The organism is Bacillus sp. ISL-47 (genome assembly GCF_018613175.1).
GTDB lineage: Bacteria > Bacillota > Bacilli > Bacillales > Cytobacillaceae > Cytobacillus.
This window is the reverse complement of sequence record NZ_JAGGQS010000003.1, coordinates 150,238-175,320: the sequence shown is the minus strand read 5'-3', so window position 1 is coordinate 175,320 and position 25,083 is coordinate 150,238. Positions and strand designations below refer to the sequence as shown.

The 25,083-nt window shown below is 41.6% G+C and carries 25 protein-coding genes; 22 read left to right on the top strand and 3 right to left on the bottom strand.

What is annotated here, in order from left to right:
• Positions 1–31: 31 nt before the first annotated feature.
• The gene (locus J7I93_RS02535; protein WP_214722952.1) at positions 32–718 is read right to left on the bottom strand and encodes an SIMPL domain-containing protein; all 687 of its coding nucleotides are present in this window, start codon (positions 716–718) and stop codon (positions 32–34) included.
• A 91-nt stretch (positions 719–809) separates the two neighbouring features.
• The gene (locus J7I93_RS02530; RefSeq protein ID WP_214987815.1) at positions 810–2,168 is read right to left on the bottom strand and encodes an alkaline phosphatase; all 1,359 of its coding nucleotides are present in this window, start codon (positions 2,166–2,168) and stop codon (positions 810–812) included.
• A 258-nt stretch (positions 2,169–2,426) separates the two neighbouring features.
• On the opposite strand from J7I93_RS02530, the gene spoIIIAA reads away from it, so the two are divergent.
• The 8 genes from spoIIIAA to J7I93_RS02490 all read left to right on the top strand — a co-directional run bounded on the left by spoIIIAA (position 2,427) and on the right by J7I93_RS02490 (position 7,691).
• A complete protein-coding gene (gene spoIIIAA / locus J7I93_RS02525) occupies positions 2,427–3,350 on the top strand; it encodes a stage III sporulation protein AA (RefSeq protein WP_214722948.1) in 924 nt (307 codons plus the stop codon).
• Complete coding sequence (gene spoIIIAB / locus J7I93_RS02520) at positions 3,351–3,866, top strand: stage III sporulation protein SpoIIIAB (RefSeq protein ID WP_214722946.1); 516 nt, start codon at positions 3,351–3,353, stop codon at positions 3,864–3,866.
• A 60-nt stretch (positions 3,867–3,926) separates the two neighbouring features.
• Positions 3,927–4,133 (top strand): stage III sporulation protein AC, encoded by a 207-nt coding sequence (spoIIIAC, locus tag J7I93_RS02515; RefSeq protein WP_110064378.1) that lies wholly within the window; start codon positions 3,927–3,929, stop codon positions 4,131–4,133.
• The gene (spoIIIAD, locus tag J7I93_RS02510) at positions 4,121–4,537 is read left to right on the top strand and encodes a stage III sporulation protein AD (protein WP_214723048.1); all 417 of its coding nucleotides are present in this window, start codon (positions 4,121–4,123) and stop codon (positions 4,535–4,537) included. Before spoIIIAC ends, spoIIIAD begins: the two co-directional genes overlap by 13 nt.
• A gap of 103 nt (positions 4,538–4,640) precedes the next feature.
• Complete coding sequence (gene spoIIIAE / locus J7I93_RS02505; protein WP_214722944.1) at positions 4,641–5,840, top strand: stage III sporulation protein AE; 1,200 nt, start codon at positions 4,641–4,643, stop codon at positions 5,838–5,840.
• Between the two features lie 11 nt (positions 5,841–5,851).
• Positions 5,852–6,487: a stage III sporulation protein AF gene (spoIIIAF, locus tag J7I93_RS02500; protein WP_214722942.1), complete on the top strand. Its 636-nt coding sequence runs from the start codon at positions 5,852–5,854 to the stop codon at positions 6,485–6,487.
• A complete protein-coding gene (gene spoIIIAG / locus J7I93_RS02495; RefSeq protein WP_214722940.1) occupies positions 6,480–7,148 on the top strand; it encodes a stage III sporulation protein AG in 669 nt (222 codons plus the stop codon). Before spoIIIAF ends, spoIIIAG begins: the two co-directional genes overlap by 8 nt.
• Before the next feature lie 3 nt (positions 7,149–7,151).
• Complete coding sequence (locus tag J7I93_RS02490; protein WP_214722938.1) at positions 7,152–7,691, top strand: SpoIIIAH-like family protein; 540 nt, start codon at positions 7,152–7,154, stop codon at positions 7,689–7,691.
• A 68-nt stretch (positions 7,692–7,759) separates the two neighbouring features.
• Here the strand turns inward: J7I93_RS02490 and J7I93_RS25590 are convergent, their stop codons facing one another.
• Positions 7,760–8,356 (bottom strand): methyl-accepting chemotaxis protein, encoded by a 597-nt coding sequence (locus J7I93_RS25590; protein WP_483297120.1) that lies wholly within the window; start codon positions 8,354–8,356, stop codon positions 7,760–7,762.
• A 1,196-nt stretch (positions 8,357–9,552) separates the two neighbouring features.
• On the opposite strand from J7I93_RS25590, the gene accB reads away from it, so the two are divergent.
• The 14 genes from accB (at position 9,553) to spoIVB (ending at position 24,885) form a co-directional block, all read left to right on the top strand.
• Positions 9,553–10,062 (top strand): acetyl-CoA carboxylase biotin carboxyl carrier protein, encoded by a 510-nt coding sequence (gene accB / locus J7I93_RS02480; RefSeq protein ID WP_214722934.1) that lies wholly within the window; start codon positions 9,553–9,555, stop codon positions 10,060–10,062.
• A 14-nt stretch (positions 10,063–10,076) separates the two neighbouring features.
• On the top strand, positions 10,077–11,429 hold the full coding sequence (accC, locus tag J7I93_RS02475; RefSeq protein ID WP_214722932.1) for an acetyl-CoA carboxylase biotin carboxylase subunit: 1,353 nt from the start codon (positions 10,077–10,079) through the stop codon (positions 11,427–11,429).
• A 19-nt stretch (positions 11,430–11,448) separates the two neighbouring features.
• Positions 11,449–11,856, top strand: coding sequence for an Asp23/Gls24 family envelope stress response protein (locus J7I93_RS02470; RefSeq protein WP_214722930.1), 408 nt, complete (start codon positions 11,449–11,451; stop codon positions 11,854–11,856).
• Between the two features lie 543 nt (positions 11,857–12,399).
• Positions 12,400–12,789, top strand: a complete 390-nt coding sequence (gene nusB / locus J7I93_RS02465) for a transcription antitermination factor NusB (protein ID WP_214722928.1) — start codon at positions 12,400–12,402, stop codon at positions 12,787–12,789.
• Positions 12,790–12,900: 111 nt separating this feature from the next.
• Positions 12,901–13,758, top strand: coding sequence for a bifunctional methylenetetrahydrofolate dehydrogenase/methenyltetrahydrofolate cyclohydrolase FolD (gene folD, locus J7I93_RS02460; RefSeq protein ID WP_214722926.1), 858 nt, complete (start codon positions 12,901–12,903; stop codon positions 13,756–13,758).
• A gap of 206 nt (positions 13,759–13,964) precedes the next feature.
• Complete coding sequence (gene xseA, locus J7I93_RS02455; protein WP_214722924.1) at positions 13,965–15,305, top strand: exodeoxyribonuclease VII large subunit; 1,341 nt, start codon at positions 13,965–13,967, stop codon at positions 15,303–15,305.
• Between the two features lie 5 nt (positions 15,306–15,310).
• The gene (locus J7I93_RS02450) at positions 15,311–15,544 is read left to right on the top strand and encodes an exodeoxyribonuclease VII small subunit (protein WP_214722922.1); all 234 of its coding nucleotides are present in this window, start codon (positions 15,311–15,313) and stop codon (positions 15,542–15,544) included.
• A gap of 5 nt (positions 15,545–15,549) precedes the next feature.
• Positions 15,550–16,440 carry a polyprenyl synthetase family protein gene (locus J7I93_RS02445; RefSeq protein WP_214723046.1) on the top strand — a complete coding sequence of 297 codons (891 nt, stop codon included), beginning with the start codon at positions 15,550–15,552 and terminating at the stop codon, positions 16,438–16,440.
• An 859-nt stretch (positions 16,441–17,299) separates the two neighbouring features.
• Positions 17,300–17,917 (top strand): CNNM metal transporter family protein, encoded by a 618-nt coding sequence (locus J7I93_RS02440; protein WP_214722920.1) that lies wholly within the window; start codon positions 17,300–17,302, stop codon positions 17,915–17,917.
• Positions 17,918–17,929: 12 nt separating this feature from the next.
• Positions 17,930–19,825 carry a 1-deoxy-D-xylulose-5-phosphate synthase gene (gene dxs, locus J7I93_RS02435; protein WP_214722918.1) on the top strand — a complete coding sequence of 632 codons (1,896 nt, stop codon included), beginning with the start codon at positions 17,930–17,932 and terminating at the stop codon, positions 19,823–19,825.
• 3 nt (positions 19,826–19,828) lie between these two features.
• Complete coding sequence (locus J7I93_RS02430; RefSeq protein WP_214722916.1) at positions 19,829–20,674, top strand: TlyA family RNA methyltransferase; 846 nt, start codon at positions 19,829–19,831, stop codon at positions 20,672–20,674.
• Between the two features lie 433 nt (positions 20,675–21,107).
• Positions 21,108–21,557 carry a transcriptional regulator AhrC/ArgR gene (gene ahrC, locus J7I93_RS02425; protein ID WP_214722914.1) on the top strand — a complete coding sequence of 150 codons (450 nt, stop codon included), beginning with the start codon at positions 21,108–21,110 and terminating at the stop codon, positions 21,555–21,557.
• Positions 21,558–21,715: 158 nt separating this feature from the next.
• Positions 21,716–23,398, top strand: a complete 1,683-nt coding sequence (recN, locus tag J7I93_RS02420) for a DNA repair protein RecN (protein ID WP_214722912.1) — start codon at positions 21,716–21,718, stop codon at positions 23,396–23,398.
• A gap of 197 nt (positions 23,399–23,595) precedes the next feature.
• On the top strand, positions 23,596–24,885 hold the full coding sequence (spoIVB, locus tag J7I93_RS02415) for a SpoIVB peptidase (protein ID WP_214722909.1): 1,290 nt from the start codon (positions 23,596–23,598) through the stop codon (positions 24,883–24,885).
• The last annotated feature ends 198 nt before the right edge of the window (positions 24,886–25,083 follow it).

Below are 25,083 nucleotides of genomic sequence, written 5' to 3'. Positions count from 1 at the left end.
ATATTGAAGAGAATTATAAGTCAAATTCATCCTAGCTGTAATACATAAATTCTGCAGACACCCGGCTCGTTATATCAATCGTTCCCGGTTGGATGGGTGTACTCACTTCACTTTTAACAAAAGCTGCAGGCTGGTAGGGAACAGGCCTTTCAAAGTCAAAAGCACCCTCAGTTACTGATAAAGGTGTCCCGACTAATTGGACTCTTAAGGCAGCCGCAATTGTTTCGGCCTTCTTATAAGCATCCGCAACAGCCAGGGTCAATGCCTGCTGATAATAAAAACTTTGGCTTTCCATTTCAAAAGTAATCCCCCTGACAAGATTGGCACCGCTGTCCACTGCCGTATCGACAACTAGGCCGGTATTTTCTATATCATCTACAGTAATGCCAAGCACATGCTCCACTTTATAACCGCGAAAAACCTGTTTCCCATCTACAAAATCATATTGCGGAAAAATCGAAAAATCGGCTGTGCGAATTTGTTGATCCAATATTCCAATGTTATTTAAAGCATTTTTAATGTTAGCAATTGCCTGTGCATTATTCTCCTGTGCTTTCTGCAGCACTTGGTCTTCGGTTGAAACTCCGAGTGTTACTATGGACTGGCTTGGCTGGACTGCTATTTTCCCTTCGCCTGAAACTCTCATGATATTGGGTTTGGATCTGGCCTGGCTGACAGAATGGGTTGAATGGCGGACGAATGGCTGCTGATAATACATGAAATGCTCTCCCCGCTTTCAAAATTTAATATCTCTCTAGAATGTACGGCGGATAAGGGGATAAAATACGCATTAAATTACCAGCCAGGCATTATTCCCATTTGTATCTCATCAATGATGCAATTTTTTTAGGAATATCGGTGTTATCAAGGACGCCTGAAAAAACCTCACTTCCTTTGCCATAAGCAAATAAAGGAATCATATTGCCTGTATGCCCTCCAGTTGAGCTTAAAGATCTAACTTTGTTTGCAATGATTCCCCCGTTGTTTCTTTCCGCAATCAGGCTTCCAATCTCCCAGGCTGCCAAGTATTGAGGATATACTTTATTGTCGGAGTTTAGCAAATGGTCATTAAAAGCTGCAATTTCCTTATCAGTTAGTTCAATTTTGGCGTATTTCTTCAGAACCTCTTTGATGCTGTAAGCCCTGTAAGATCTAGAATTTTGATCCTTCACAAATTGGCTGACCATATATTGAGGGGTAGCTTTAATTTTTTTCAGATGCTGTATATCCAGCGGCTCTGTGGCAGAAATTCCCATTGTTTCATGGTCAGCCACGACAAGTACGAGTGTCTCTCCGTCATTTTTAGCCCATTCAACCGCATATTTTACAGCTTTATCAAACTCGATTGTTTCTTTCCATATGCTTGTAATATCGCCTGCGTGTGAAGCATGGTCAATCCTCGCTCCTTCTGCCATTAGGAAAAAACCATTTTTCCCATTTGACAAAACACCGATTGCTTTTTCCGTCATTTCTTTTAAACTTGGTTCTTTGCTCCCAATTAGAAGCCGATCCAGCTTAAAATTCATATAACTATTATTGAACAACCCGAGCAGCTTATTTCCCTTTGCTTGCATCAGTTCATCCCGATTGCTTGCATAGGTATAACCCATTTGAATGGCTTCCTTAATTAAATCTTTTCCATTCTGTTTTTCCGGACTATAATAGGATCTTCCTCCCCCCATGAGTACATCCACTTCATTGTTCAGCTGCTGACGGGCTATTTCCTCCTGTCCTGACCACCTGTTGGGGACACTTGCGGTAAATGCAGCAGGGGTTGCATCTGTAACCGTATTTGTAGAAATAACTCCTGCTTTCTTTCCGTTCTTTTTAAATAAATCCAATATGCTGTCTGATTCAGCTCCATCCGGAGTGACTCCAATCATTTCATTATTGGTTTTTTTGCCAATCGCCAACGCCGTTCCGCCTGCAGCGGAATCGGTTACCAGGTTATTGGCAGAAAAGGTATGCACAAGTGCAGTGTGAGGAAGGGTCTCGAGGAACAGCCGGCCTTTTTTCCCGTACTCCATTTCCCTCGCAATCTCAATTTGCCCGACTCCCATGCCATCTCCAATCATCAGAATGACATTTCGAGGTTCTTCCAGATTTGCAGGCCGAGCGAGCCCCTGAGCAGGGTAACAAGCAAACACCGTGATTTGAATGATTATCATAAGGCATATCCATGTGGCTTTCATATATTAACACCAGCCTTTTTTAATTTTGCATAGGCTTATTTTTTGGAAAAGCAAATTTTTTACTCCGATTGGAATTTAAAATTTGCTTTTAGTTATCTAAATTAGAAAAGTAAACTCGTCCCAAAGAAAATGGGAGAGCCAGCAAATCAAAGTCATAATGTTTTGTTGCAGGCATACATTTTAAATAATGAGAAGCTAGTCCGAAACGAAATATTTAAAAATGGAGGACCGAACATGGAAACGATTTTAGCCTTTTTGCCGAAAAAAATTTCTGAGAAGCTGAAGCAAATCCCTCCACATTTTTTGAAGGATCTGGAAGAAATAAGAGTCCGTATTAACAGGCCGCTCGAATTGACTACGAAGGGTATGCCTCATTTCCTTCCTTACATTGTTGATTCGGAGGATGCGGTCCACTTGTTGAATAAGATAAGCCATTTTTCCATTTATACACTCGAAGAAGAATTGAAAAGGGGCTATATCACGATTGAAGGGGGCCATCGTGTTGGACTCGCCGGGAAAGTGATTCTTGAAGAAGGAAAAGTAAAGGCAATCAGAAATATTTCTTCTTTTAACATAAGAATTGCCAGAGAAAAAATCGGGATTGCCCAAAAGCTGATTCGGCGCATCTACAATGAAGGCTGGCAGCACACAATGATCATCGGACCGCCGCAAACAGGTAAAACCACATTGCTGAGAGATATAGCGAGAATTATATCATCCGGGGACCCGGATGGGACATTTCAGGCGAGCAAGGTGGGTGTTATTGATGAACGTTCGGAAATCGCAGGCTGTGTAAATGGAATTCCACAAATGTCATTTGGACACAGAATTGATGTCCTTGATGCGTGCCCGAAAGCAGAGGGGATGATGATGATGATCCGTTCAATGAGCCCGGAGGTGTTAGTTGTCGATGAAATTGGGAGGCAGGAAGATGCGGAAGCCATAATGGAGGCAGTAAATGCCGGAATCAAACTGATTATGACCACGCATGGTAACTCCCTGGAAGAAATTAAGAAACGGCCCACTTTAAAAGCAGTTTTGGATATGGGAATTTTTCAGCGGTTTATTGAACTCAGCAGGAGGGACGGACCAGGCAGCATTACTTGTATTAAGGATGCTTCAGGCAAGGAGCTCCTGCAAGAAGTGAGAGTGACCTAAATGATGAAGCTAATTGGAGCTGTATTTATTATAATCGCTACAACTTGGGCTGGATTTGAAGCCTCGAGACATCTGACTGAACGGCCACGTCAGCTGCGGCAGCTGAAATCGGCCCTGCAGTCCCTGGAGGCTGAAATAATGTACGGCCATACACCGCTTCATGAAGCAGCCAGAAGGCTTTCTGCCCAGTTGCCTAAGCCTTTATCATGGTTTTTCGAATCCTTTGCTAAAAAATTGACTGACTCTGAGACAACTGTTAAGGATGCCTGGGAACAAAGCTTAAAAGAAATATGGAAATTGACCGCTTTTAAACAAGGTGAATTCGAGATTATGAAGCAATTTGGGGAAACACTTGGGCGGCATGACCGGATCTCGCAGCAAAAGCAGATTATGCTTACCCTTTCACATCTCGAACGGGAAGAAGCAGATGCGCATGATAAGCAAGTGAAATACGAAAGAATGGTCAAAAGCCTCGGATTTTTATCGGGACTGCTTTTAATCATTTTATTAATGTAGTTTTTGCGGGCAGCAGCTATGGGCTGCCGGATTCTGGACAGAGCTTAGGAGGAGAGATGGATGGGGTTAGAGGTTGATATCATATTCAAAATTGCGGGTGTTGGGATCGTAGTAGCCTTTTTGCATACGATTTTGGATCAGGTCGGAAAAAAGGAATATGCACAGTGGGTTACGCTTTTCGGCTTTATTTATATTTTATTCATGGTTGCATCTATTGTAGATAACCTATTCCAAAAAATAAAATCAGTGTTCTTATTTCAGAGCTAAAGGGGGGCTTAGCCATTGAAATTCTTCAAATAGCCGGATTCTCTCTGGTTGCAACGTTCCTTGCACTGATTGTGAAAGAACAAAAACCTAATTTTGCCTTTTTACTGATTGTTTTTGTAGGCTGTGCCATTTTCCTGTTTCTGGTCGACCAGATCTACGCTATTATTCACATGATTGAAAAGATTGCTATAAATGCAAAGGTCAACATTGTATATGTAGAAACGATTTTAAAAATAATTGGGATTGCTTATATTGCTGAATTTGCTGCTCAAATTACGAAAGATGCAGGACAGGGGGCTATTGCGGCAAAAATCGAAATGGGCGGAAAAATCCTGATCCTGGCAATGGCCATCCCAATTCTGACTGTATTGATTGAAACAATCATCCAGATGATTCCAAGTTAAATGGAGCTGGCCGGACAATCAACCTTAGCAGGCCTGTTATGCAAGACAAGCCCCCTTATGCTGGTAAAGCTGCAAGATAGGGTCTTATAAAAGAGGTGAAAAAATGAAGCAAAGGATGCAGAAAATTTTATTGTCCAATATAATCCTATTTTTTTTACTCGCACCATTTGTACAAGCCTCACCAAAGACCGGCGAAGTAGATGATACGATTTCCCCCCAGGATTTAGTGGAGTCGCAGGTGGATTCCCTTGATCTGGATGAACTAAAAGGGTTTTGGGAAGAAATTACGACAGAGTATGGCGGTTTTTTGCCGGAAAGCCAAAAAGGGAGCCTCTATGAATTCATCAAGGGGGATAAGGAATTCTCACTTAAAGAATGGGGTACCGGCGCAATGAAGTTTATATTTCATGAGTTTATTGTAAACGGAAAATTGCTCGGCACATTAATTTTGCTGACGGTGTTCAGCATGTTTCTGCAGTCTCTGCAAAATTCGTTTGAAAAAAGCACAGTCAGCAAAGCGGCGTATGCAATTGTGTTTATGGTTTTAATCATTATTGCCCTTAATAGCTTTCATGTAGCGATTGACTACACACAAGAAACAATTTCAACGATGGTTTCCTTCATAATGGCCCTAATTCCACTGCTGCTAGCTCTAATTGCTTCGTCCGGAGGAGTGGTATCAGCTGCTTTTTTTCACCCCGTGATTTTATTCTTAATGAATGTCAGCGGCTTATTTATTCAATATGTCATCCTTCCGCTCCTATTTTTATCAGCATTGCTAAGTATTGTCAGCACCCTTTCCGAGCATTACAAGGTGACCCAGCTTGCCAATCTGCTCCGAAACTGGAGTATAGGGCTTCTCGGCATGTTCCTGACAGTGTTTTTGGGAGTCATCTCAGTACAGGGAGCCTCCGCTGCAGTTACCGATGGAATTACAATTCGTACAGCAAAGTTTATCACAGGCAATTTTATTCCGGTTATCGGAAGGATGTTTACCGATGCTACAGATACTGTAATCAGCGCTTCGGTTCTTTTAAAAAATACAGTAGGTATAGCAGGTGTAGCGATCCTCCTGATCATAGCAGCTTTTCCGGCAATCAAAATACTAATGATTGCGTTTATATATAAATTTGCAGCTGCCATTTTGCAGCCGTTGGGAGGAGGCCCGATAATATCCTGCCTGGATATTATCAGCAAAAGTGTTATATACGTTTTTGCCGCTTTGGCCATTGTATCCTTGATGTTTTTCCTTAGTATTACTGTCATTATTGCTGCCGGGAATTTGACCATGATGGTCAGATAGGGGGGGATGAAGTGGATTTTATAAAGGAATGGATAACAAATATTATATTATTTGTTCTGCTGGCCACTGTCATCGATATGCTCCTTCCGAGCTCAAAGCTGCAGAAATATACAAAAATGGTGACAGGGCTCCTGCTCATCGCAATTATTCTTACTCCAATTTTAAAACTTATATCAAGTGACTTTGAAGAAGCTTTTGTATCAGTGCCTGTTTTTGAGGCGTCCGGTGAAAAAAATATGGAAAATTTAATAGAAATGAAGAAAAAAGAAATACAAGCCTCAAGTGATGCATATATTTTAGAACAAATGGCTGTCCACATGAAACAGGACGCAGAAGAGGAGTTGATGGAACAGTACGGTCTGGAAATTGCTAACATTGATATTTTAGTAGATGAAAGCAGTAATCAAGCCTTCCCGGATAACCTGCAAAAGGTCATGATCCAATTAAAAGCAAAGGATGCAGAAGCTGAAGCTGTAGAAGTGGTCAAAAAAGTGGAAATCAATACCGGGGAACCTCTTCCATCCAGCAGGGCTGAACATGATGATGAGGCAAAAAGAGTCGCTTCTCTTCTCGCACAAAAATGGAATGTAGACGCAAAATCAATCGAAGTACTGGTAGAAGGGGGGAATATGGATAGGGATGGATAATGAAAAAGGTCCTTTCACATGGTTAAGAAAATTATTCTCCAAAGACGGGCAGCCCGATAAAAAAGCTGGAAAATACCAATACTTGCTTCTTGTTCTCCTCTTTGGCGCAGCTATCATGCTGATCAGCAACACGCTGTTTAAAGAGAATGCTTCCACTGAAGACATGTCCGTTTTTAAAAACGGGGATGAGGCGAAGCAAGAGGAAGAGGTGCCTGTATTTGGCCAGAAACAATCCGGGGGAAATGACGAAATTGCCAATTATGAAAAGGCATATGAAGCACAAATAAAAGAGGCCCTTGATGCAATTGTCGGTGTTGATGATGCCACGGTTGTCGTCAATGTGGATGCAACAGAGAAGAAAGTCCTTGAAAAAAACAAAACGACCCAAAAACAAACAACCGATGAAATAGATCGGGAAGGCGGCAAAAGAAAGGTAGAGGACCAGTCACAGGAGGAACAGCTTGTGATTGTCCGAAATGGCGAGAAAGAGGTTCCGATTGTAATAGAAACCAAGAAACCTGAAATCAGGGGTGTACTGGTGGTTGCAAAGGGAGCTGAAAATATACAAGTGAAAAAATGGATTATTGAGGCAGTTACAAGAGCGCTTGATGTACCAAGCCACAGAGTTTCTGTAATGCCTAAAAAAACTAAGGGGGAATAATAGATGCTTTTAAAGAAACAAACGGTCTGGTTATTAACAATGCTAAGTTTGGTGGTTGTGTTATCCGTGTATTATGTTACATCTCCTGAGCAAAAAGGAAATGATTTAGCTGCAATGGAGGAGAAGGCAAATGGCGAAATGGAAGCAGTTGAGAGTGAAGATGGCAATGCCATTATTACAAACACAGCCAGCGATGAAATGTTTGAAACGCTTCGCCTTCAGCTTGATGACGAGCGCAGCCGCATGAAAGAAGAACTTACAACAGTGTTGGGACAGACAGATCTTCCTGCTGAAGAAAGAATGAAAGCAAAGGATCAAATCGATGAATTAAATGAAATAGCCCAAAAAGAAGCAATGCTTGAAACGTTAATCAGAGCAATGGATTACGAAGATGTCCTCGTTCGCGCTGATGGAAAAAAAGTTCAAATTACAGTAAAAGCTAAAGATCATTCGCCTTCTGCTGCAAACAATATCATTCAGGAAGTAAGAAATGAAATTGGACAGCTTGAAGCAGTTGCGGTTGAATTCCAAATTGCCAAGTAATCAGAACCAAAAAGGGTGCCCGTAGAATAACTTGCGGGCACCTTTTAGTTTTTATAAATGTTATTAGGCTATTTTTGAAGATTAACCAGGTGTTCCATCGAAAAATGGGCTTTATTAATCGATTCCACAAGATGCTCATATTGCTTTGTCTGGAATGCAACAGAGGAGGAGATTTCCTGGAGGGAAGCGCCTGCCTCCTCTACAACTGAACTAAACTCCCCGATTGATATTCCTATAGAAGAAGAGGACTGATGAATTTGATTGCTTAAAGACTTGTAATTTGATATATCTTTTTTGAGCTTTAAAAAGGTTTCATGGATGTTTTCAAAAGCACTCTCAGTTTGTGAGGCCAGATCAAGATTTGCCGTTAATTTATCGCCAGTGGAGTTTACATTGGCTTTGGATTGCTCCGTTTCTTGTATCACATTGCAAAGGTTCTCTGATATTTGATTTGCTGTTTTTCTTGTAATATCTGCTAATTTTCTTACTTCTTCCGCTACAACAGCAAAGCCTTTACCGCTTTCTCCAGCACGCGCAGCTTCAATGGAGGCATTAAGGGCAAGCAGGTTGGTCTGCTCTGAAATTTCTTGTATCTTATCAGCAAAATGGGAGGTTTCTTTCACTGTTTCCGATAGTGAAGATATATGTTCATGAACCTTCTGCATTTCATTAAATGAAAGTGACATATCATTTATGAGTTTATTTACAATTGCATTTCCGCTCTGGGTAATTTTCTCTGCTTTCACAGCATCATTATGCAATTTTCCAACTAATTCATTCGTACTGCTAACCACTTTATTCGATCTATCCAAAGAACTGGTGATATCCAGGATGGTATCTGATTGGGTTTGTATTCCTGCAGAAATCTCCCCGATTGTATAACTCATTTCCCTTGCGGAATGGTAATTCTCCTGGCTCATTTTTTTTACTTCTTCAATCATGAATGAAACGCTTGCAGTACTATTCTCGATTGTCTTTTTAATTTTAAGGTTCTGCTGCAGCAGATTTTCAGTTTCCTTCTGAGAAGATACAATATTTTCTGATAGTTTTTTCGAGATGGAAAGCTGAAAAGAGAGCATAATAGTGACCAGCATAAAAAGCAAATAAATGGTGGCATAATTTTTTGCTTCCAGCGGCAGCTGACTATGATGGAGGTATGTAAAAATGGAAATAACAATAAGGCCAATTGCCGATGAAAGCCATAAAATCTTCCCGTCCATATAAATTGCCGCTGTTGCAAGAATAAAATAGACTAAAAAATATGCAGTCGGCGAAACGCTATTTTCCATGATAATGAATAGCACACTAGCAACCAAAAATATGGCCAAAAAAGGGATGGCAGACATAAATTTTTTGGAAAAATGGAGTGCAGCCACTATTCCTACACCAATTCCACCGGCAATAATAATAGATAGGATAACAGCCATATCTTTTTTCAAGGCTATATCTACGAGGGCTGCCAATATAACGCTTATTAAAGCAGCCTTTACTACAAGCGAATTTTTGCTTATAAGATCTTCTTTCTTTATTTCATCTATTGTTTTCATATTTATACAATCCTCTCTGGTACTATAGTCCCCTTAATGATCAGTATTTCGTGATTTTTCGCCAAAATCCTTCGTAACATTTCACAAAAATTTCTAGAAATATTAAAATGGTTTTAGAGGCGGAATAGAGAAAAAGTTATACAGTACACAATACGATGTTGAACTTTGATAAGGTCTTATCGTATGATATTAGTATCTAGTCATAATTAAATCATGCGGAACATTCCTATTCTTTCTTTCTCTATTCTTCCAAGGCCAGTTTTTAATTGGAGAAAGAGGGAATGGAAAGCAGTGAGAAAACAAGGGGTGCCAAAATGTTGAAAGTACAGGAAATACGAGAATTAATCAAACTTGTTAATGATTCAAATATTGATGAATTCGTTTACGAGCATGAAGGCTCAAAAATTAAAATGAAGAAAAAGGTTAATGAAGCAGCTGTTGTGCAGCAAGTTCAGCCAGCTGCAGTTCCTCCTGCACCTGCTCCGCAGCCTGTTCAGGCTGCAGCTGTAACTGTGGAAGAGCCTAGATCTGAAGCACCTGCAAAGGAGCCTGCACCTCAGGCTAAAGCAGCGGATGATGCAGACCTACATAAAATTGTATCCCCGATGGTTGGGACTTTCTATCAGTCTTCTTCCCCTGACGCGGATGCATATGTTAAAGCAGGTTCTAAAGTTGCAAAAGACTCTATTGTCTGCATAGTGGAAGCAATGAAACTGTTCAATGAAATTGAAGCTGAAGTCAATGGGGAAATTGTAGAAGTGCTTGTTAAGGACGGCCAGTTAGTAGAGTATGGTCAGCCTCTATTTTTAGTAAAGCCTGAATAAGGAGCGGTTACCGAATGATAAAAAAACTCTTGATTGCTAACAGAGGAGAGATAGCTGTTCGCATCATCCGCGCAGCGCGTGAAATGGGAATAGAATCTGTAGCCGTTTTTTCAGAGGCTGACAGAGAAGCACTGCATGTTCAGCTTGCGGATGAGGCTTATTGCATTGGCCCGACTGCATCAAAGGACAGCTATTTGAATTTTACCAATATCATCAGTGTTGCAAAGCTTACGGGCTGTGACGCAATCCATCCAGGGTACGGATTCCTGGCAGAAAATGCTGACTTTGCCGATCTGTGCAGGGAATGCAATATCATTTTTGTCGGTCCGACACCTGAAGCCATTAACAAAATGGGTACGAAGGATATTGCGAGGGAAACGATGAAAGAAGCGGGAGTTCCGATTGTTCCCGGTTCAAACGGAATTATTAAAGATGTGGAAGATGCCATTCAGCTTGCTGAGAAGATTGAATATCCTGTAATAATTAAAGCTACTGCCGGGGGGGGCGGCAAAGGAATTCGTGTTGCGCGCACTGAGCAGGAGCTGATTAAGGGAATCACCATTACTCAGCAGGAGGCCTTAACGGCATTCGGAAACCCTGGCGTATATATTGAAAAATATATAGAGGACTTCCGCCATGTTGAGATCCAGGTGCTAGCAGATAATTACGGTAACACCATTCATCTGGGAGAAAGGGATTGTTCCATACAGAGGCGTTTGCAAAAGCTTTTGGAGGAAACGCCTTCACCTGCCCTTGATGGGGAAACCCGGGAAGAGATGGGCAATGCTGCTGTAAAAGCGGCCAAAGCAGTTAATTATACAGGCGCTGGTACGATAGAATTTATCTACGATTACCAAAAACGCAGATTCTACTTTATGGAAATGAATACACGTATCCAGGTGGAGCATCCTGTTACCGAAATGGTTACTGGGGTCGATTTGATTAAAGAGCAGATTAAGGTTGCGTCAGGTGAAAAGCTTAATTTCACCCAGAAAGATGTTACATTTAACGGCTGGTCGATAGAATGCCGCATTAATGCAGAAAATCCTGAAAAGAACTTTATGCCTTCTGCCGGCAAAATCAATATGTATCTTCCGCCGGGCGGATTGGGTGTCCGTGTCGATTCTGCTGCATATCCTGGCTATATGATTCCACCATATTACGATTCCATGATTGCAAAAGTGATTACGTACGGCAATACTAGAGAAGAAGCCATTTCCCGAATGAAGAGAGCTTTAAGTGAGTTTGTTGTTGAAGGTGTACATACGACAATACCATTTCATCTAAAGCTTCTCAGCCATGACAAATTTGTGGAAGGGCAGTTTAACACGAAATTCCTGGAATTGCATGATGTAATGAATTCTTAAGATTGATGGAGGTGCCATTATGAGTGAAAATAACATTCTTGAAATGAGCAATGAAAACTCCGGCCTTGGCAAGGTTGAAATTGCCCCGGAAGTAATTGAGGTTATAGCCGGCATTGCTGCTTCTGAAGTGGAAGGAGTTGCGCAGATGCGCGGCAATTTCGCTACGGGTGTAGTTGAGAGGCTCGGCAAAAAGAACCATGGAAAAGGGGTTAAAGTTGAATTAACTGAAGAAGGAATCAAGGTTGATGTATATTGTCTGATGAAGTTTGGCGTATCTATTCCTAGTGTTGCGCAAAAAATTCAGGACAATATCCGCCAGGCACTTTTGAATATGACAGCCCTAGATGTACAGGAAGTAAATATCCATGTAGTGGGGATCATGTTTGAAAACCAAAAGCATGAGGTTGAATACGAACAGGAAATGTAATAAACTTTCACCAAGCCAAAGACATCTGACGAAGTCTTTGGCTTTTCTGGTTTATTATTCTCTTCATCACAAGACTGTTATAAAGAAATTTTTTAATGGGAAAATAACTTATATATAGCAAAGGCTTTTTTAAACGGAGTAGCCCTGTAAGTAAAATAAGGACATGAAATGGTCCTTATTGTTATTGTTTAGTGCGAATATCCCTTACTTGTGCTATTATCTTGTTATGTTATTTTTGGACGTGTATATGCTCAAAAATGAAGGCTATTTTCTATAAGATTGTTGTTGTTGAATAGGAACTTTGAAAAAAATAAGGTTGGTTGATTGGAGCGTAAGGTGCGAGACTCCAGCGGGAGGAGTGGGACAGGTGAGACCCCACAGGCGCTGAGCGCCGAGGAGGCTCACCGCCCGCCCCGCGGTTCGCTGAGCATCCTGAAGCGGAAATCAACCATCCCTCTCTACTTGATTAAAAAGCAACAAAGTTTGCGAAAATAGCCAAAATGAAACCCCATCAAGCTAGCCATAAAGGAGTTAAAGATAAAGATGAAGAGAAGAACAGCCAGAGAGAAAGCATTGCAGGCTTTATTTCAAATTGATGTAAGCCAGGCGGAACCGGAGTCTGCCATTGAACATGTTTTAGAAGGCGCACCAAATGATGAGTATTTAAGCAAACTTGTATCAGGTGTTTCGCAATATAAGGAAACAATTGATGCAGAGATAAAAAAACATCTTGAAAAATGGACTTTGGAAAGGCTGGCTACAGTGGACCGCAACCTTTTGCGATTATCAGTGTTTGAACTCCTGTATCTTAGTGAGGATGTTCCAGCAAATGTAGTGCTGGATGAGGCAATTGAAATTGCAAAATTATACGGCGACGAACAGTCAAGCAAGTTTATAAATGGTGTACTCTCCAAGGTGAAAGAAGAGCTTTAATAATATTTAGTTCGGACTTGCACAGGATGTGCTGGCGCCGGCGCCATATTGAAAGCATGCCGGCGTTCCTTATCATTAGGCGCTTCCGCTGTCCTAATAGGGGGATAAATAATGGCTGCAAAAATAATTGACGGCAAAGAGATTGCAAGGGTAAAACAGGATTCCATAGGCGATGAAGTTCAAAAGCTGAAGGCAGAAGGAATTACGCCAGGCCTTGCAGTTATTTTAGTGGGAGATAATCCGGCTTCAAAAACCTATGTGTCCAATAAACAGAAAACATGCAATAAACTGGGGATGTATTCCTTGCTGATTGAACTTCCAAAAGAAGTCAGAGAAGGGGAGCTTATAAGGAAAATCAAAGAGTTAAATGAAGATCCGGATATACATGGAATACTTGTCCAATTGCCGCTTCCTGGGCATATTGATGAAAAGGTCATTATTGAAACAATTACGCCTGATAAGGATGTGGATGGCTTCCATCCAATAAATATTGGCAGAATGATGACCGGCCAAGATGCCTTAGTCCCTTGTACTCCCTTTGGGATTATGGAGATGCTGGATTATATCGGATCTGATATTGCTGGCAAACATGTGGTAGTTGTCGGCCGAAGCAATATAGTTGGAAAGCCTTCAGGGCAGTTGTTTTTAAATAAAAATGCTACGGTTACCTACTGCCATTCCAAAACAGCTGATTTAAAGGAGCATACGAGAAGAGCAGATATTTTAGTGGCGGCTGTGGGAAAGGCCGGGTTAATTACGGAAGACCATGTGAAAAAAGGTGCAATTATCATAGATGTTGGCATGAATCGAAATCGTGAAGGAAAGCTTTGCGGTGATGTTGATTTCGACGGCGTTAAAGAGAAAGCTGGGTATATAACACCGGTCCCAGGCGGAGTAGGCCCGATGACGATCACTATGCTCATGTATAACACTTTAAAAGCAGCAAGGTCAGTCCAAAGCAAACGCTAATCGTATCTATTTTTGGCAACTTCCTATACAGGTGCAAAATCTGTCCATTTCCATTATGCTATATTAAGGACTTTGGTTTTGTGTGCGAATGCACGCAGGCCTAAAGCCTTAATAATAAGTGGAAGGGCAGTTTTTTGCTGTCTATGCGGTTAATAGTTCTTGCTTTGGATGCCTAATTCGCGTCTACGGCAAAAAAGGAGATTGTTATGAAGGAACAGCAGTATCTAACAGTCAACGCTTTAACTAAGTACATAAAAAGAAAATTTGAAGCTGATCCTCATTTGCAAAATATAATGGTCAAGGGAGAAATATCAAACTTCAAACAGCATTCCAGCGGCCATATGTATTTTACATTGAAAGATGATAAAGCCCGAATTCTGGCGGTGATGTTTGCAGGGAATGCCCGAACAATGAAATTCAGGCCAGAGAATGGCATGAAAGTCTTGGTCCGGGGTGAAATTTCTGTCTACGAACCAAGCGGGCAATATCAAATTTATATAAAAGAAATGCAGCCGGATGGGATTGGGGAACTTTATCTTGCCTACGAACAGCTGAAAGAAAAGCTTGAAAAAGAAGGACTGTTTTCACGAAGCGATAAAAAGGCAATCCCCCGTTATCCAAAAACTGTAGCAGTTGTTACCTCCCCAACAGGAGCAGCTATAAGGGATATCCTAACGACTATTAAAAGGCGCTATCCAATTGCAAATATACTTATCTATCCTGCACTTGTTCAAGGAAACCAGGCTGCGCCATCCATTGTGAGAGCGATCCAAATGGCAAATGCTTCGGGAGAGGCCGATGTCTTACTTATTGGACGGGGAGGCGGCTCCATTGAAGAGCTTTGGGCTTTTAATGAAGAGCGTGTGGCAAGGGCAATCTTTCAATCTGAAATTCCAATTATATCAGCCGTTGGACATGAAACAGACTTTACGATTGCCGACTTTGTGGCCGACTTAAGGGCACCTACACCAACGGGAGCAGCCGAAATGGCGGTCCCTCATATTGACGATTTAACAGAGAGGCTATTCAATAGGCAATCGCGTTTAATAAGAGCAATGAAAGAACAAGTTGCCCTGCAGAATGAAAGGCTTATAAGGGTACAGAAGTCTTATGCGTTCCGGTATCCTCAAAAGCTGTATGAACAGAAATTGGAGCAGCTTGATAAACTGACAGAACAGCTTGTCAGGGGTTCTAAAAGGTTGCATGATTTTAAACTTGAGCAAGCAGACCTTTTACAGAAACGATTGCACCGAAGCCATCCTGGACAGTTGAAGGAGCAGGCCAAGGAGAAGCATGACAGGCTGTATAAGCTTCTAAATAGAGCTATGGGCAATATTGTGACAGCCAAGGAAAAGGACTTTGCGAGGGCTCTGTCTACATTGGAAGCCCTGAGTCCTCTTAAAATTATGGATAGAGGCTACAGCCTTGCCTATACAGAGAAAGAAAAGTTAATAAAGACCGTAACTCAAATTAATGTGAATGACCAAATAAAGGTTAAAGTTTCAGATGGATCGATTAATTGCCGGGTAACGGATATTGAGGAGTGAATGGAATGGCGGATGAAAAAAAGCTTACATTTGAAGAGGCAATGGACCAGCTTGAGGTTATTGTCGAAAAGCTTGAAGAAGGAGATGTCCCCCTTGAAGAAGCAATTAATATTTACAAGCAGGGCATGGAGCTTTCAAAACTATGCCATGACAAATTGAAGAATGTTGAAACACAGCTTACAGAAATACTGACGGAGGATGGCCGTAAAGAAAACTTCGCCATTCCTGAGGAGGAATAACATTGCTGCAACAATCCTTGGTTTCTTTTTCTGAACATCATAAACAAATGCTGGAAAATCAGCTAAAGGAAAGCGTCAACAAATTGAATGCTCCTTCTGCCGTAAAAGAATCAATGCTTTATTCTCTTGAGGCAGGAGGCAAGCGCATTAGGCCATTGCTGTTATTCGCATCCTTGGCTGCATTTGAGGAGGATACTATTAAAGGTTTGTGGACGGCAGCAGCAATTGAGATGGTGCATACATATTCGCTTATACATGATGACCTCCCGAGCATGGATGATGATGATTTGAGGCGAGGCAAGCCAACGAATCATAAAATTTTTGGAGAAGCCTTTGCTATTCTGGCTGGAGATGCCCTGCTGACATATAGCTTCCAATTAGTCGCCGAAACGCCGGACGAATTTGCTTCAGCTGAGATAAAACTTTCTTTAATTAAGGAACTGTCCAAAGCTTCAGGAGCAGAGGGAATGGTTGGAGGACAGGTAGCAGATATTAATGGTGAAGGGCAGCAATTGTCTTTGGAAGATCTTGAATACATCCACTTGCACAAAACAGGCAAGCTCTTGAAGTGCAGTGTTGTTTCAGGTGCCATTTTAGCAAAAGCCAATCAGAAAACCATTCAAGCATTATCCAATTTTGCCTACCATTTGGGACTGGCTTTTCAAATCAGAGATGATATTCTCGATCTTGAAGGAACAGAAGAGAAGATTGGAAAGCCTATTGGCAGCGATGAGTCAAAAAATAAAAGTACCTACCCTTCCCTTCTTACAATGGAGGGAGCCAAAGAAGCACTCGATCGTCACATAAAATCTGCCAAGGAAAAATTGAAAGAAACAGGATTAAAAACGGAGCTGCTTGAGGCAATAACCGATTTAGTAGCCAGCAGGGATCATTAAGAGGCGGGGCATGGGCAGATTGTTGCACAATCGCAAATATGGTATAATAGGTATATATGGATGGTGCAGTATTCTAGTCGGTCTACCATTCCTGAAGGTGGGGCTAAAAATCCACTAAAGGGCACATCGATGAAGTTCCTTGTTTTGGCTTGAGGCGCCCAGCCTTGGGTCGATTCAGGGAGTAAGGTGTAAGGGCGATCTGCAAAGGCATGTGGGCGTTGACCCTTTCACCGCGGAGGCCCCGATGATCAGCCTAGAGCGAAAGCTTACGGCCTAAGGTCTCGGGTTATGAACCTGCAATGTGGTCCCATGGGAGATCACTAGCAGCGTAGCCTGCCTTGAGTGAAGATAGAGGGGATTACAGTTATAAGGGCATACATCAGTTGGCCATTGATATATGCTTTTTCGCCTGTATGAAATCTTCTTTGCAAAAGAGGCTAGGGAAATGGTTTAAGGGCTGCTGAGGAAATCTCCTAGACTGTTCCAATGACATATAAAGGGGATTATAGTGCGGACTAAGTGGCAATCCAGTCTAGCTGGTGGCGACACGGCTAAGGCGGATTTAAAGGGAAACCGCCGGTATGGCGACATCCGGTATTCGCTTGGGAAAACCTACTGGACCTAAGCCGCAATCTTAACCCTTTGTATGGCCATCCACTTTTCGAGTTTTTGAGGGGTTTGCCCCTCTCGTACATATATATGTGTTTTTATTGACAGGTTGCCGAGTGATTATAGCATAATAAGCACAAATAAAGAGGCGAAGAACTTGCTGAAGCTGAACGAGCGGAATTCAATTCCCGAAAAACCGGCGAGCTCCGCCTCTTTTCATTCTTAGATTAAAAAGGAAGTTTTTACAGAAATGAGAGAGTTGCTGCGGAATTCGATTAAATGGAGCTTCAGTATTGCCGTTATCACTTTTGTGCTAGCGGCTCTTTTTTCAATTATTTCAAACTCCATATTGAACGGTGTATCATGGGGAACTGGGCTGATTGTTGTTGGATTTATTGTTTTAATCGGCATTTTTTTTGATATGATAGGAATTGCTGCCACTGCTGCAGATGAAGTGCCTTTTCATTCTATGGCCTCAAATAAAGTTTTTGGAGCCAGGCATTCGATTCGCATCGTTAGAAATGCCGACCGGTTCGCCAGTTTTTGCAATGATGTAATTGGTGATATTTCTGGCATTATCAGCGGTGCAGCGGCTGCAATTGTTATTGTGCAGCTAACTGTCTCATTTCAGATGAATGACAGCAGCCTATTTGAATATGCTTCTTCGGTTATCATAACAAGCATTATTGCTGCGATGACCGTGGGTGGAAAAGCATTTGGAAAATCGCTAGCAATAAGGTACTCTAAAGATATTATCTTCCAGGTAGGAAAAGTTCTGCATTTCCTTGAGGATAAATTCCATATTGTTATAATAAAAGACAAGAAAAAAATGAAATTAAAACAACGGACGAATAAGAGACGAAAGTGAGTGGTCCGCAGAATGGATCTGTTATCAATTAAAGACCCTTCCTTTTTAAAGGGGCTCTCTAATAAAGAACTTGAAAATCTAAGCCAGGATATCCGGGAATTCCTCATTGAAAAGCTTTCGGGTACCGGTGGGCATATCGGCCCCAATCTGGGTGTCGTGGAACTAACTATAGCACTTCATAAATGCTTTGACAGCCCCCAGGATAAAATTATATGGGACGTCGGACACCAATCCTATGTCCATAAAATATTAACGGGCCGTGCATGCCAATTTGATACATTAAGGCAATACAGAGGTCTTTGCGGCTTCCCTAAGATGATTGAAAGCGAGCATGATGTTTGGGAAACGGGGCATAGCTCCACATCCTTATCTGCCGCAATGGGAATGGCCATCGCAAGAGACTTGAAAAAAGAGAATAATTACGTAATTCCAGTCATTGGAGACGGAGCATTAACGGGCGGAATGGCTTTAGAGGCTTTAAACCATATTGGCCATGAAAACAAGAATATGATTGTTATTTTAAATGATAATGAAATGTCTATTGCCCCAAATGTTGGAGCGTTGCACAATGTCCTGGGAAGACTTAGGACAGCTGGCAAATATAATTGGGTAAAAGATGAACTTGAATATTTTTTAAAGAAAGTACCTGCAGTGGGGGGGAAATTAGCTTCTACAGCTGAAAGGCTAAAGGATAGTCTGAAATATTTATTTGTTTCGGGAATGTTCTTCGAGGAATTAGGCTTTACATATTTGGGGCCAGTAGATGGTCATAATTACGATGATTTATTTGAGAATTTAGCTTATGCGAAGAAGACTGAAGGACCGGTTCTTCTCCATGTAATCACGAAAAAAGGAAAGGGCTATCAGCCTGCCGAAAGCGATCGGATTGGAACATGGCATGGTACTGGCCCATATAAAATGGAAACAGGGGACTTTGTAAAACCTGCCAGTGCACCACCCCCTGCCTGGAGCAAGCTTGTCAGTGAGACAGTCAGGAAGCTGGCAAGAAATGATGAAAGAATCGTAGCCATTACCCCTGCGATGCCAGTTGGATCAAAGCTGGAGGGCTTTGCTGGCGAGTTCCCTGATCGCATGTATGATGTAGGAATTGCAGAACAACATGCAGCCACTGTTGCTGCTGGGCTGGCTACGCAAGATATGAAGCCGTTCCTTGCTATCTATTCCACCTTCCTGCAGCGTGCCTATGATCAGGTCGTTCATGATATCGCGCGTCAAAATTTGAATGTATTTATTGGGATTGATCGCGCAGGACTTGTTGGAGCCGATGGGGAAACCCACCAGGGAGTCTTTGATATAGCTTTCTTAAGGCATTTGCCGAACATGGTTCTAATGATGCCGAAAGATGAAAATGAAGGCCAGCACATGGTTAAAACGGCTATTGAATATAATGATGGTCCAATCGCAATGCGTTTTCCGCGGGGAAATGGCATTGGGGTGCCAATGGATGATGAGCTTAAAACGATTTCAATCGGTACCTGGGAGGTTCTGCGTGAAGGAAATGACGCAGCCATTCTAACCTTTGGCACAACTATTCCTATGGCTTTAAAAGCTGCCTCGCTATTGGAAAAGCAGGGATATTCCATTAAAGTGGTTAATGCAAGGTTTATTAAGCCGCTCGATGAGAAAATCCTGAAGGATCTGCTCGCGGTAAATATGCCAATCCTGACAATAGAGGAAGCTGTCCTGCAGGGCGGTTTTGGAAGTGCGGTACTTGAATATGCACATGAAAAAGGCTTTCATCATGCTGAAATTGACAGGATGGGCATACCTGATAAATTTATCGAGCATGGAAGCGTAAAAGAGCTATTAGAGGAAATCGGCATGACAGTAGACGATGTCGTTGAAAGAATGGGTAAACTAGCAAGAAAAAAACAAAAAAGGGCTTAAAGAATGAAAACAAAGAAAGAACGAGTAGACGTTTTGTTAGTTGAAAGAGGGCTTGCTGAGACAAGGGAAAAAGCCAAAAGAGCTGTAATGGCTGGCCTTGTATTCAGTAATGAAAGCCGACTGGATAAGCCCGGCGAGAAAGTAAGTGTTGATATTCCCTTAACCTTAAAAGGGAAAGTGATGCCTTATGTCAGCCGCGGCGGGTTAAAGCTTGAAAAGGCCCTGAAGGAATTTGATTTAAATGTGGAAGGAAAAATATTGCTTGATATTGGTGCCTCCACAGGCGGCTTTACAGATTGTGCGCTGCAAAACGGTGCAAAGATGTCTTACGCTCTGGATGTAGGCTATAATCAGCTTGCCTGGAAGTTAAGACAGGATGAACGGGTAGTGGTCATGGAAAGGACAAACTTCCGCTATGTAACGCCAGCCGACCTAACAGCAGGGATGCCTGACTTTGCTTCCATAGATGTTTCTTTCATCTCGCTAAAATTGATTCTGCCCGTCCTCAAAACACTTCTGGTACCCGGAAGTAATGTGGTGGCTCTTGTTAAGCCACAGTTCGAGGCAGGTCGTGAACAGGTAGGGAAAAAGGGTATCGTCAGAGATCCGAAAGTCCATGAATCAGTACTTGATAAAATTATTGAATTTTCGCTTGGGCTTGGATTTGATGTGAGAGATGCATCTTTCTCGCCAATTACGGGTGGAGACGGAAATATAGAATTTTTACTTCATTTGCATTGGACTGGCAGCAAAGTAGAAGGAGAAAATCTTTTAAAGCTTCAGCCATATGCGATAGTACAAGAAGCGCATGCCGAGTTAAAGACAAAGCATGGGAATGGGGAGGAGTAGGCGGAAGCCTATTCCTCTTTATTTGTTTCAGCAAGAAAGGATTTTGTCGATATTTAACGAATTAGTATATTATTACGGGGAAAAATTGTACTTTATAGGGAAAATCGGCTAACATATGATTAGATTATACTTTAATTATTAATTGGCTTTGTTAAAGCTAATAATTGATTTTTGGCACTGAGTTATTGGAGGGGAAGGCGCAGGATCCTTGAGATGGCATTCGCATTTCTTCGTGCGGTGTTTATTCAAGGATGCTGCTTCAATATCCATCGGGAGAAGAGTCAAGGCGAGTTCCCGCAAAAGTCTTATGCGAGGGCGAGGGACAGGCTTCCAAGCTTCTTGAGTGGAAATCACCAGGCAAGATTAAATGTGCTTATAAATTTAATTTTTAGCGTGCAGGCCGGTAAGCGGTTTAATTATAGAGGTGATAAAAGTGAATAAAGGCCAAAGACACATTAAAATTCGCGAAATTATAACGAATAACGATATTGAAACTCAGGATGACCTTGTTGATGAACTAAAGAATGCGGGATTTAATGTAACCCAAGCAACAGTCTCGAGGGATATAAAAGAACTTCATCTTGTAAAGGTTCCATTAATGGATGGAAGGTATAAATACAGCCTTCCTGCCGATCAGCGCTTTAACCCACTGCAAAAGCTGAAAAGAAATCTGATGGATGCTTTTGTCAGAGTGGATACAGCAGGACATCTGCTTGTGATGAAGACTCTTCCCGGGAATGCAATGGCCATTGGGGCTCTCATTGATAATTTGGACTGGGATGAAATTTTGGGAACCATTTGCGGCGATGATACATGTTTAATCATATGCAAAACACCAGAGGATACAGAAGCGATTTCAAACCGTTTTCTTGAAATGCTGTAGATTAATGAGTGAGTTTTACTTCAATACATGTCTAGCTTCAGCGCCTACCCCTCGAGGTCACAAGACAAGCCTCCCAGAAGGGTAGAGAACAACTTCCCGTGAGGCCTGTCTTGTCTGGGATGAGTGAGGCGCCTCTGCTTTTCTAATGAGGTGATAAGATGTTAAATGAAATATCAATACGAAATTTTGCTATTATAGAAGCCCTTTCTGTCTCATTTGAAAAGGGCTTAACTGTTTTAACCGGTGAAACCGGGGCAGGGAAGTCCATCATCATTGATGCCATTCATTTGCTTGTAGGGGGCAGGGGATCAGCCGAGTTTGTCCGCCATGGCGAGGAAAAGGCTGAAATTGAAGGGTTATTTCAACTGTATGACCCCAAACATCCCAGCTATAAAAAGGCATCTGAATTTGGCATAGATATCGAAGATGGCATGGTAGTACTGCGGAGGGATATATCGAAGACAGGGAAGAGTGTCTGCAGGGTTAACGGGAAACTAGTTACAATCTCAACCTTACGGGAAATTGGAAGTACCCTCATTGATATCCACGGGCAGCATGAACATCAGGAGCTAATGGATGAAACACTGCATTTAACACTTCTGGATCAATTTGGCGGGAATAAATTATCATACGCTTTAGCAGAATATCAAGGGATTTACAGGTCGTATGAAAGTACGTTAAAAAAACTCAAAAATTTAAGCGAAAACGAACAGCAAATGGCACACAGGCTGGACTTAATACAATTTCAGATGGATGAAATCCAGTCGGCGCAGTTAAAAATAAATGAAGATGAAGAGTTATTTGAAGAAAGAAGAAAGCTTTCGAATTTTGAGCGTATTTATGATTCCCTTCAATCAGGTTATAACGGACTTCAAGGCGACCAAAAGGGACTTGACTGGATAGGGATGGTTATGGGGCACCTGCAGGATGCAGCTGGGCTTGACCCTGCCTATCAAGAATTAGCTGAGAATGTTTCAAACAGCTTTTATTTGCTTGAGGACGCTGCAAGATCACTCCGGAATGAAATGGACTTTATGGAATATGACCCTCAGCGGCTCAATGAAATAGAAGACAGGTTAAACGAAATTAACGGTTTAAAACGCAAGTATGGGAAGACGGTGGAAGAAGTTCTTGAGTATGCAGTAAAGATTGAAGAGGAAATCGAGACTCTGCAAAATAAAGAGACGCACATAGATAAACTCGAAAAGGAAGTTTCAGCGCTGAAAAAAGATCTTCTGGTTGAAGCGGAAGAGCTGAGCCAGCTAAGGAAAAAGGCGGCACGTCAATTAACAAAGTTAATCCATAAAGAACTTAAGGAATTATATATGGAAAAGACCGTTTTTGAAGTCAGATTCTCATCTGAACATGACAGCTTTTTAAAGAATGGGATTGACAGGGCAGAATTTTATATTTCCACCAACCCTGGGGAGCCCGTCAAACCATTGTCAAAGATTGCATCTGGTGGGGAACTGTCAAGAATTATGCTGGCTCTAAAAAGCATTTTTTCAAAGCATCAGGGTGTTACCAGTATCATTTTCGATGAGGTAGACACAGGGGTCAGCGGTCGGGTCGCACAGGCAATTGCTGAAAAAATTCATCATGTTTCCGTAAATTCGCAAGTGCTATGCATTTCTCACCTTCCGCAGGTTGCTGCAATGGCAGATACACATTTATTTATTGCCAAGAACACAAAAGATGGGCGAACAAAAACAACTGTCAAACCATTAACGGATGATGAAAAAATTAAAGAAATCGGGCGAATGATTTCCGGTGTGGAAATCACTGATTTGACGAAAGAGCATGCCAAAGAGTTGCTCCAGCTGGCGAATCAGTTAAAATAATTACCAGATGTCCAAAAGGCTATGCTTTTCTCATACAAAAAGCAGTATGGGCAGGCAGGGCGCTGATACCTTGAAAAGCTATCCAAAGAAGGATAGCTTTTTTTATATCAATGGCTGTTATAAATGCCTTCAATGCAGGCAAAATTAAAGATGTAGCCATTTAACGTGGGGGACTAGAAGCGAGGAGAGTGAAAAATTTGACATATGAAGTACTGCGTAAAATAATTGGTGGAATTCTCCTTGTTTCATTAATTGCATTAGGTTTTTCTAAGCCTGTTCAAGATTATTTGCAAATACCTGCAAATATAACTCTTTTTGAAGGACAACAGCTTGATTTTGTAAAAGCAGAAGCCGTATCAGCTGGCTTGTCCATAGATAATTCAAGTATATCACTGAAGGAAGATAACCATTCAGTTTCTCTTCAAGCACGAGAGAACGGAAAAAATGAAATGTTTTTAGAGTTGGCTGGTTTTCCGATTAAAAAGGTTGATGTTAACGTTTTAAAGGATTTCAAAGTTATCCCTGGCGGCCAAAGTATTGGGGTAAAGCTTAATACTGTAGGCGTCTTGGTTGTAGGCCATCACCAGGTAAATACTCTTGAAGGAAAAGCTTCACCGGGGGAAACTGCGGGCATAAAAATAGGAGATATCATTACTGAAATTAATGGCAAGAAAATCGAGAAAATGTCAGATGTAGCTCCATTTGTTCAGGAAGCAGGAAAGACGGGTAATCCGCTCCAGATTGTTGTCAGCCGTGAAAGCGGCAAAGTAAAGACCGAGCTTACACCTTTGAAAGAAAAAGGCGAGGAAACCTATAAGCTTGGACTTTATATTCGCGACTCCGCAGCCGGTATCGGAACAATGACTTTTTATCACCCTGAATCAAAGAAATATGGGGCCTTGGGCCATGTTATTTCTGATATGGATACCAAGAAACCGATTGTGGTGGAGGACGGTCAAATTGTCAGATCCACTGTTACTTCGATAGAAAAAGGAAGCAACGGAAATCCAGGTGAAAAATTGGCTCGATTCTCTTCTGATAAAGAAATCATCGGGAATATTGTCAGAAACAGCCCTTTCGGAATATTTGGCGAATTAAACCGTGATATGAAGAATGGGATTTTTGACAAACCCATGCCTATTGCACTGTCGCATCAAGTAAAAGAAGGACCGGCACAAATCTTGACTGTGGTCGATAATGATGAAGTTTCGCTTTTTGAAATTGAAATAGTCAGCACCATTCCGCAAAAATTCCCTGCAACCAAAGGTATGGTTATAAAAGTTACAGACCAAAAGCTATTGGATAAAACAGGCGGTATTGTTCAGGGGATGAGTGGAAGCCCGATTATACAGAATGGCAAAATTATTGGGGCTGTAACCCATGTTTTTGTAAATGACCCGACTTCCGGATATGGTGTCCATATAGAATGGATGTTAAATGAAGCCGGTATCGATATATATGAAAAGACAGAGGAAAAAGCATCGTAAAAGAATAAAAATGGATAAATGAAAAAGGCGGGAAAATCCCGTCTTTTTTTATATTTATGTTAAAATAGATTACATAAAGATTTTTCGACAAAACCTTTTGGAAGTTAAAGTAAATGACGAAAGTAGTCGAAAAGAGAAGAAAACAAAAGAAAAATTAAGATTTCGCCGGTTTTTTAAGAAATTTTCAAAAAACTAAAG